This is a genomic window from Mycolicibacterium chubuense, from assembly GCF_001044255.1.
In the GTDB taxonomy this organism is placed as follows: Bacteria; Actinomycetota; Actinomycetes; order Mycobacteriales; family Mycobacteriaceae; genus Mycobacterium; species Mycobacterium chubuense.
Map to the genome: position 1 here is coordinate 1 of NZ_JYNX01000044.1, position 1,265 is coordinate 1,265.

Sequence of the window (1,265 nt, forward strand, 5' to 3'; positions counted from 1 at the left end):
GGACCGCCGACGGCGACCCGGCGTGCCGCACCCCGGCGCCGGCCCGACGTGGCGGCGGTCGCGGTGCCGGCCCACTGGTCCGACGCAGCAGTCGCGGCCTTGCGCGCGCAGGCGCCGCATCTGCACGTGGTCTCCGACGCGACCGCCGCGCTCATGGCCACGGCCGCGGATGTCGGCCTGCCTGCGCGGGGCGTGGTCGTGCTCTGCGACCTCGGCGCCTCCGGCACGAACATCACACTGGCCGACGCCGGCAACGATCTCGCCGTGATCGGGCAGACCGTGCGCTGCGAGGAGTTCTCCGGCGACCTCGTCGACCAGGCGCTGCTGCGGCACGTCGTCGACGGCCTCGACGCCGACCCGTCCGGGACATCCGCCGTGGCGTCTCTGATCGACCTGCGGGCCGAGTGCCGTGCCGCCAAGGAACGGCTGTCCGACGCGACGGCGACGGCGCTCGCCGGTCCGCACACCACGATCCGGGTCACCAGGGCCGAGCTGCAGGCGGTGATCGCCGGTCCGCTCGACCGGCTGGTCGTCGCTCTTCTCGACCTGCTGCACCGGCACCGTGTCGCGCCCGCCCACCTCGCGGCCGTCGTCACTGTCGGCGGTGGGGCCCGTATACCCCTTGTCACGCAACGGCTTTCCGAAGCGTTGCGCTGCCCGGTGATCACCACACCGCATGCCCAGGCTGCTGCCGCGATCGGCGCGGAACTGATCGCCGTGCGGTCCGCCGCGTACGAGGCGCCCACCGCGCTGGCGCCGGCTGCGGCGACCATGCTCGCCCCCGCCGCGACGCCGCTGGCATGGTCGGCCGAGGAGCCCGACGACGAGGCCGCCACGGAATTCGCGCTGCCCCGCGCTGTCGTTGCCCGGCCCGAGGTGTACTTCGACCACGAGGCTTCCGCGCAGGAGCGCGCGCACAGCCGGCGGCGGCGCTCGCCGGTGTGGCTCGCCGGCGCCGCATGCGTGGCCGCCGTCGCTGTCGCCGGGGTGGTGCTGACCGCCGAGATCGCCCGCGGGGACGGCACTGTGGCGACCGGTGTGTCGGACATCAGCACGCCTGTCGCCACCCACGCCCTCGAGCCGGCGGCCCAGTCCGCCGCGCCGCCGCCTCCCGATCCGGTGACCCAGACCGTGGTGGCCGCGGCACCCGCACCGCAACCGGCAGCCGCACCCGCCCCGGCGGCACCACCGCCGCAGCAGGTGGTGGCCAAGCAGGCCGCTCCGCAACCCGCACCGGCCCCCGCGGCGCCTGCTCCGGCCCCCCC

Annotated in this window: 1 protein-coding gene; it reads left to right on the forward strand. The window is 76.2% G+C overall.

The window, feature by feature from the left end; genetic code table 11:
* Window positions 1–1,265 (forward strand): Hsp70 family protein (locus tag MCHUDSM44219_RS17180; protein WP_048419475.1); only part of this gene is annotated, 1,265 nt, incomplete at both ends.